This window comes from Hymenobacter profundi (assembly GCF_019334315.1).
Lineage (GTDB): Bacteria > Bacteroidota > Bacteroidia > Cytophagales > Hymenobacteraceae > Hymenobacter > Hymenobacter profundi.
Genome location: NZ_JAHWGL010000147.1, coordinates 1 through 8,140 on the forward strand (window position 1 = coordinate 1; position 8,140 = coordinate 8,140).

Sequence of the window (8,140 nt, forward strand, 5' to 3'; positions counted from 1 at the left end):
GAATAACTCGCATCAGTAGACGATGAAGATACTCGGAAGCTGTTTGAGTTAAATAGTGAACGGTGTAGAGACGCATACTTACGTCTCGTCGGTTGCGCCATGTGGGCGAAATCGTTCAACAATGAGACGCAACTATGCGTCTCTACACCGTTCTAGCAACATCCAATAGATAAACTTCAATCTCAGCAACAAGGAGACACCACCTACTGCGTGGGGCCATTATCTACCCGCGCCTCTATGGTGGCTTGCACGGCGGTGGAAACGGCCGAGAGCAAATCCAGTCCCGTGGCCTGCTCAATGGCGTCGACGGAGGTGCGGTAGCCGGCCCAATCCGAGTTCAGGTCGTTTCGGTTGGGGGTGTTGATGGCGATGACGCGGGTATCGGCGAAGACGCGGCGGGCGTCGTCGGTGCCTACTTGTAGCACCACCACTACCTTCCAGCAGCGGGCAGGCACGGTCACGCGGCCGTCGTCGAGGGTGGTGGCGTAGCCGTTGCTGCCGGTGCCACCCCGGCCGTAGCTACCGCAGATGATGTACAGCTCATTGCCCTGGTCAACTAGCGTGCGGCAGTAGTTTTCCAGCCCTACCCACGTACGCTGGTTGTTGGTGGGCGCCTGGGGCATGATGTTGGTCATCAGGAAGGTAGCCGAGTTGTCGTCCAGCGTGCGGGTGCGGTCGGCGGAGGGGCAGTTGTGGCCCCGGTCGAAGCCCGAGCCGGTGTAGCTGCCGGTCGTGACCTGGTACCAGCCGCGGGGTAGGGCCGCGTCGGTGCGGAAGTCGTCCTGGCGTGGGGCCGAGCCTAGCCAGGCGCTGCTCAGGTGCCACGATACCCAGTTCGGAATGCCCCGGTCGCGGTGGTAGCTGAGCGCAAACTGGGGCTTGCTTAGCAAGTAGTTGGTGGGCTGCTTCTCGTCGGTCGTGGCGCCGCTGGGGTTGCCTAGAGCCAGATTATCGTCGCGGGTAGGGGCAGTGGGGTCTGGCTCATCGGTGCAAGCGCTGGCGCTCACCAGGCCGGCCAGTAGCAGAAAGCGCAGCGCCCGACGCAGGGAAAGAGTGGTGCAGAAGGGTAGGAACATCATGGCACAAAGCTACGCGCTGGCCCGCGGAACCTGCGAAGCAGCCCGTAGCGCCAGCATGTTCTGATGTAGCTAGCAGGTCGATTCACATCAGTTGTCGGTTGCAATTACTAGAAAGGTCGCTGGAACAGTGTAGAGACGCATACTTGCGTCTCATCGTTGAACTCGTGTTAGCACTGTTCTAGCAAACTACATCAGCAACGACGAGACGCAAGTATGTGTCTCTACACCATCTTCCGAAACGTCCTATTGCAATGATCAAAATTATTTCTTCCCAAACCGCGTCCCGAAAAAGTCGCCCTGGTTCCAGGTAGGGCGTTGCGGGTCTTGGGCCACCTGGTAGCCAATGAGGAAGTTAAGCTGGGCATATCGGCGGCCGGCCTCAAAATCGAAGGTGCCGGAGGTGTCGTCCTGGGGCTTGTGGTAGGTGGCGGCGCGCCACACCTGCACCTGCTCGCTGAGGTTATTCTTTCCATCGGCAGTTTTGTTGCCGTATTTCATGTGCAGAGCCGGAATACCCTGCATCACGAAGCTATACTGGTCGGAACGGATGAAGCGGTTTTGCTCCGGCTCGGGGTCCTGCTCCAGCCCGATGCCCAGGTAGGCCGTGGCCCGCTCCACCAGCCCCATCAGCGACGAGTGCTGCGCCCCCAGCGCCACCACCGACAGCAGCGGCGCAATAATCGTGGGCATGTCGGTATTGATGTCGGCCACGATATTTTCCTTGGGCACAGTGGGGTGGCTGGCGAAGTATGCGGAGCCTAACAGGCCTAGTTCCTCGCCCGTTTGCAGCACAAACAACACCGAGCGTTTTGGCTGATTTTTGCCCTTCAGCTTGCTGTAAATCTTGGCGATTTCCAGCACCGACGCCACGCCCGAGGCATTGTCGTGGGCACCGTTGTAAATGGAGTCGCCGCGCACGGGCGCGCCTACCCCCAGGTGGTCGAGGTGGGCGCTGTGCACCACGTACTGGTCGCGCAGTTGCGCGTCGGCACCAGTTAGCTTGGCCACCACGTTGTAGCTCTCAAAATCATGGTAACCCGATTGATACGTAGTTTGCAAGGTGCCTGCAAGGGCTTTGGAGGCCGGCTTGCCACTCTGCAAAGCCGGCAGTATCTGCGTGGTGTCCAACTGCGATGCAACCAACAACGCCTGAAAAGCAGGCGTGCTCAGATTGCCTACCACTTGCATCCCCTTCAAAAACGTGCGCGAGTTGGCTACTTGGCCCTGCGCATCCAACACATTGTAGGTCTGGCGCTTCACAGTGGATGGGGTAGCAGGCGCCTTCGGGTTGGTACTACCCACCAGCACACCCACGGCACCGTGTTGCAAGGCCGTTTGCATCACCACCAGCAAATCCTGGCTGGCCGAAGCCACCGTGCTGGGAAAACTGCGGGGTGCCCCGCGCACCACTACTACTACCTTGCCCTTCACGTCGAGGCCGGCGTAGTCGTCATAGCCCAGTTCGGGGGCGCTGATGCCGTAGCCAGCAAAGGCCAGCGGGGCGGTTACGGAGCTACTGGGCGCGCCAGGGTTGGGGTTCAGGGTGAAATCGGGGCCGTAGGTAAGGGGACGGCCATTAATGCTGAGGGTAGCGCCGGGTAGGGTAGTGGCCCGGCGCAGGCGCACAGTTTGAGTGTAGGTACCGTTGTCGCCAGCAGGCTGCATGCCGAGGGCTTTGAGCTGCCCTACCACGTAGTCTACGGCCATCTGGTAGCCGGGTGTGCCGGGCTGGCGGCCACGCAGCTTGTCGTCGGCCAGATACCAGATATGTTTTTTAACGTCAGTGGGTTGCACGGAACGTAACGCCCGGGCCACTGGCTTGTCAACAGTGAAAGACTGCGCCGAAGCAGCCGGCGCGGCAAGCAACAAGCCGCCGAAAGCGGTGAGAAGAGAACGGAAAAGCATACGCAAAAAAGCAACCCCGAATCACGTGATTCGGGGCGCACAAGTTGCAAAAAAGACGGCGGTGCTTACGCGGCAGCGCGGGTACTTTGTTCCAGCTTGAGCAAGAGCGTCTCAATCTGAGCCGCGTACTGCTCCACTTTTTCCAGGCCGGCGCGGGCCTGCTCAATCTGGTCGCGCTGGTATTGGCGCACCAGGTCGCGGCCCGTATCGAGCATGGTTTGCATCGTTTGCTCAATGGTGCGCACCTCAGGAAAGTCGTTGTATTTCGGCTTTACCACCGTGTAAAGCCACTGTCCCAACGGATTTTCGCGCAGCACAAACAGGGTGTCTTCGGGCTCGCGCACGCCGTAGAGCACGGAGCGTAAGCGCGATTTGAAGAGCACTAGTTTGATGCGAGCCTGTTGAAAATCCAGTGTGCTTATATCCATGCAAGGGGAGAGGCGGCAAAAATGCTACCGGGAGAGTCGGCTTTAAAAAAGACCAGCCGCGGGCGGCGTGGCATCTTTCTACTACTTGCGGGCACTCACTAAGTCCGTTACGTCATACGCAAATACGGTGATGCCCGCTTTCTGGCCGTTTTCCTTGAAGAGTTGATACGTGAAGTTGAAGTAATGCTTACGCAGCTCGCTGGAGCCTTCCTGGGCCAGCAATATCTCGATTTCGTTGCCAATAAACGGCTCACCGGTTTCGTATACCTGGTCCAGCAACTGCTGAATGCCCTGGTCGGCTAGCTCGGGTAGGGCTTCCAGCACGGTATTGCCTACCAACTGCCGATTCGGAAACAGGCGCTGATATTCCGGGTTCACAAACTCGTACCGGTGCTCGGCTCCCCGCAAGATGCAGATAACGGCCGGGGCCGTCATGAGTAGATTGTTGAGGGTGAGGCGCTGACTTTCAGCCAACTGATATGCCTGGTAGGCTTGGTCCGAAAGAGTAGCCTGCTGCTCGTTGGTCACCAGGAGTTCTTCCACCAGCTGCTTTTGGGCCTGAATATCAATGCCGCAGCCAATCCACATGCTCACTTCCCCTTCTGGCGTGAAGCGGGGTAGGGCCTGCACCAGCAGCCAGCGGTACTGCCCGTCGTGGCGGCGCAAGCGGTATTCAATCTGAAACAGCGCCGGCTTAGCTACGGCCTGTTTCCATTGCTGCGCCACGCGCGGCGCATCCTCGGGGTGTAGCAGGGCCAGCCAACCTTTGCCCGCTACTTCCTGCTGCGAAGCGCCCGTAAATTCCATCCAGCGAGCGTTGAAACTTTCCGGGGTGCCATCGGGGCGCGTAGTCCAGATCATCACCGGCAACGACTCCACAATGAAGCGCGTGCGCTCCTGTTGCTCCGCCAACTCGCGCTGCATCTGCTGGTTGCGCAAGAAGGTTTGGTGCTGCTCGGTTACGTCTTCTGTCTTTTGCAGAACGTACAGCAAGCTGCCCTGCTCATCCAGAATGGGGTAGTGCGTGGCCTGCCAGTAGCGCTCCTCAAAACCGCCGCCTTGCTCAGCCGGACGCTCCAGATCGTACCGAATTAGGGGCATGGTGTGCGGGGTGCGGTGCTGGCGTACGTGGGCGTGGGAGCCAGCCAGAATATCGACTTCATTCTGATCTGCCACCGGGTAAGCCTCGAACAACGGCTTGCCTACCACCTGGCTCCGGCTTTTCAACGACACAGCCACGTGGCTATCGGTGTTGTCCAGCACGGTGGCCTCCTCGTTGGGGGCCATCAGCAGGAAGTTATCGGGTAGGGCGTGAAAAAGCTTCTGGTAATCGATGGGCAGGGTGGGAGTAGGCATGAAGCTGGAGCGCAGAATGACGGATACAGCGCGAATACGTAGGAATATCAGTAAAGATACACCTACACCGCAATGCGCGCCAGCGTTGGGAGTCGCACAAAAACCAAGAGTATGTCAGCTGCCGCCCGCGGGTAGTAGAGGCTACTTATTTACGTGGTCGAGAATCTGCACTATGTCTTTGGTTGATACGGCTTTGCCAGTATCGGCGGCGCGGTAAATGGCTTCCAGGAGCTGCACATCGCGCAGGCCCATTTCGCCAGGCACGCGGGTGGGTTTGTTTTGCAGGATGCAGGTAGCAAAATCGTCCATCTGCCGGGCCTGTTGGTTCACGTTCTGCTTGTCCATCTTGCCCTTGCTGGTTTCGCCCTTCAGGCCGCCATAGCCGAAAGCTGGTTGCAGCTCAAACCAGCCGTTGGCTGCTTCAGCGCGCAAGCGGCTCATGCTTTCAGTATAGCTGGTGCGGCAGTCAGCCGTAGAGCCATCGGCAAACTTGAATTGCCAGTTGATGGATTCTTCTACCTCGTTGAACTGCTCGGGGCGCGTTTCCTTGGGGTAGTTGGCCGTTACGGACACGGGTAGAGCACCTTTCGTATAAATCACGCCTTGCACCGAGTAGATGCCCATATCCATGAGCGGCCCGCCGCCCGAGAGCTTCTTCTGAATGCGCCACGGCCGCTCGTTCTTGCCCATCGTGAAACCGTTGTCTGATTCCAGCTTTTTAATCGGACCAAATACCTTCTGCTGACCCAAGCGCATCATTTCCAGGTTGTGCGGGTCGAAGTGCAGGCGGTAGCCGATGCTGAGCTTTTTGCCGGCCGTGCGGCACGCCTCAATCATGCGGCGGCAGTCGGCGGCGGAGGTAGCCATGGGCTTTTCGCAGATAACGTGCTTGCCGGCCTTGGCGGCCCGCACCACGTACTCGGCGTGTAGGGCGTTGGGCAGCACCACGTACACAATATCAATAGCTGGGTTGTTCTTGATCTGGTCAAAGGTCTCGTAAGAGTAGACGTTTTTCTCCAGGATGTTGTATTTCTGGCGCCATTCGGGCACCTTCTCCGGCGAGCCCGTCACGATGCCGGCCAGGTAGCAATTCTTAGTTTCCTGCAAAGCGGGCGCCAACTGCCCTTTGCTGTAGCCGCCCAGCCCTACCAGCGCAATGCCCAGCTTGCGACCCTGCGGCCGTGCCTCCGATAGCAAGGGTAGCCCCAAGAAAGCAGCACCCAGACCCAGCGACAAACGTTGCACAAACTGGCGGCGGCGGGTAAGAAAGTCAGTGGTTTTCATCGGCGGAAAAGATAGCGAGTTGGAAAGAATAGCGGCGTGGAGTAAAGACACAACAGTTGTGTCTCGTTGTTGCTGAGGTTGGGTGTGTTAGATAGGCTTTACGTAACAAGCGCCTGTCGGTCCGACGCCGCAGGCGCCCGACCGGTTGCCGGCTACTAACGCCCGCGCCGTATGCGCAACGCGTAGGCAGCCATCAGCACGAGGCTCGTTCCGACCGGCAGGTGCTCACCTGCGAGTCGTGCAGCTTGCGTGAGTAGTTACTGTCTTCATGGCAGGAAGGTTATGGTGCAGCGGACCCACTGCGGAGCTGCACCAGTGGGCCGGACCACGTTCTTTGCTTACTATTGTGAACCTCCTTTGGTCTTTTATATATGAAGCTTTCCTACCCTACCTACTTGCTGCCTGCGCTGGCACTGCTGGCCGCTTGCAATAGCCAGCCCACTACCACGGCCAGCACCGCCGCCACCAAAACCACCGCCGCGGGCGCCGACAGCATCACGGCAGCCACCATCGGCAGTTACCTTCGCGAAGTGTCGTCGGATGAGATGATGGGCCGCAAACCCTTCACGCAGGGCGAGGAAAAGGCCACCGCCTACCTGGCCGCGCAGTTCAAGGAGTTAGGCTTGAAGCCGGCTCCATCGGGCAGCTACTTCCAGCCCGTGCCGATGGTGGAAATCAGCGTGAAACCCGCGCCCACGGCCCAAATTGCCGGCAACGGCAAAAAGCTGACGTTGAACTACAAAGACGATTACGTAGTCTTCAGCCAGCGCGAGCAGCCCACAGTATCGGTGCAGAACTCGCCGCTGGTATTTGCCGGCTACGGCGTAGTAGCGCCCGAGTACGGCTGGGACGACTACGCCGGCCTCGACGTGAAGGGTAAAACCGTGGTGGTGCTCGTAAACGACCCCGGCAACGCTGGCAACGACACCACGTTTTTCAAGGGCAAGGCCATGACCTACTACGGCCGCTGGACCTATAAATACGAGGAAGCCGCCCGCCACGGCGCCGCTGGCCTACTCATCGTGCACGACACCAAGCCGGCCGCCTACCCCTGGTCGGTGGTGCTGAGTGGGGCGGTAGGGCCCAAACTGCGCCCCCAAACCGAGAACAAAGGCGCCAGCAAGTGTGCCGTGGAAGGTTGGCTGACGCTCGACGCGGCCAAGCGCCTCTTTACGGCCGCCGGCCAGAACTACGACCAGCTCTATACCGCCGCCAATACCAAGGGCTTCCGCGCCCGGCCGCTGGGCGGGCTCACCTTCAGCACCAGCCTGCAAAACCAGCTGCGTCGCCAGACCAGCAAGAACGTGCTGGCCGTGTTACCCGGCACCACCCGCCCCGACGAGTACATCATCTACTCGGCCCACTGGGACCATTTTGGGGTAGGCAAAGCCATTGCCAACGACTCCATCTACAACGGTGCCGTGGACGACGGCACCGGCCTAGCGGCCCTGCTCAGCATTGCCAAGGCCTTCACCGAAGCCCCGCAGAAGCCCGCTCGCAGCATTGTATTTCCGGCCGTGACAGGGGAGGAGCAGGGCTTGCTCGGCTCGGCCTACTACGCCCAGCATCCGCCGTTCCCGCTCAACAAAACCGTAGCCGACCTGAACATGGACATGCTCTGGCCCTTCGGCAAGATGAAGGATCTGACGGTCATCGGCTACGGCCAATCGGAGCTGGAAAGCTACGCGCAGGCGGCGGCGAAAGCCCAAGGTCGCTACATCCTACCCGACCAGCAGCCCGAAACCGGCATGTTCTACCGCTCCGACCACTTCAGCTTTGCCCACGTGGGCGTGCCCTCGCTCTACGCCAGCGGTGGCTACGAAAGCCGCGACAAAGGCAAAGACTACATCGCCCAAAAACGCCAGGAATACACCACCAACTACTACCACAAGCCCGCCGACCAGTTCGACCCCACCTGGGACCTGTCCGGCATCGCCCAAGACGCGCAGCTGTATTTCGAGGTAGGCAAGAAACTCGCCAGCGAAACCACCTTCCCGCAGTGGAAAGAGGGTTCGGAGTTTAAAAGCGTGAAGCGGTAAGCTGTACTACTGGCGCGGGGCTGTGCCCCGTGCCGACTATGCGCAGGCC

The 8,140-nt window shown here is 59.5% G+C and carries 6 protein-coding genes; 1 reads left to right on the forward strand and 5 read right to left on the reverse strand.

All coding sequences use genetic code 11. From position 1 onward, the window contains the following. Positions 1–203: 203 nt before the first annotated feature. The 5 genes from KYK14_RS20710 to KYK14_RS20730 all read right to left on the reverse strand — a co-directional run bounded on the left by KYK14_RS20710 (position 204) and on the right by KYK14_RS20730 (position 6,052). The gene (locus KYK14_RS20710) at positions 204–1,079 is read right to left on the reverse strand and encodes a DNA/RNA non-specific endonuclease (RefSeq protein WP_246601966.1); all 876 of its coding nucleotides are present in this window, start codon (positions 1,077–1,079) and stop codon (positions 204–206) included. Between the two features lie 261 nt (positions 1,080–1,340). Beyond that, positions 1,341–2,984: a M28 family peptidase gene (locus KYK14_RS20715; RefSeq protein ID WP_219161603.1), complete on the reverse strand. Its 1,644-nt coding sequence runs from the start codon at positions 2,982–2,984 to the stop codon at positions 1,341–1,343. Positions 2,985–3,049: 65 nt separating this feature from the next. After that, entirely contained in the window at positions 3,050–3,412 is a 363-nt protein-coding gene (locus tag KYK14_RS20720; RefSeq protein ID WP_219161604.1) for a hypothetical protein, read from the reverse strand. Positions 3,413–3,493: 81 nt separating this feature from the next. Continuing rightward, entirely contained in the window at positions 3,494–4,768 is a 1,275-nt protein-coding gene (locus tag KYK14_RS20725; RefSeq protein WP_208307154.1) for a PAS domain-containing protein, read from the reverse strand. Between the two features lie 141 nt (positions 4,769–4,909). After that, entirely contained in the window at positions 4,910–6,052 is a 1,143-nt protein-coding gene (locus tag KYK14_RS20730; RefSeq protein WP_219161605.1) for a Gfo/Idh/MocA family protein, read from the reverse strand. A 371-nt stretch (positions 6,053–6,423) separates the two neighbouring features. Here KYK14_RS20730 and KYK14_RS20735 point away from each other — a divergent pair, with 371 nt between their 5' ends. After that, on the forward strand, positions 6,424–8,091 hold the full coding sequence (locus tag KYK14_RS20735; protein ID WP_219161606.1) for a M28 family metallopeptidase: 1,668 nt from the start codon (positions 6,424–6,426) through the stop codon (positions 8,089–8,091). Positions 8,092–8,140 lie beyond the last annotated feature (49 nt).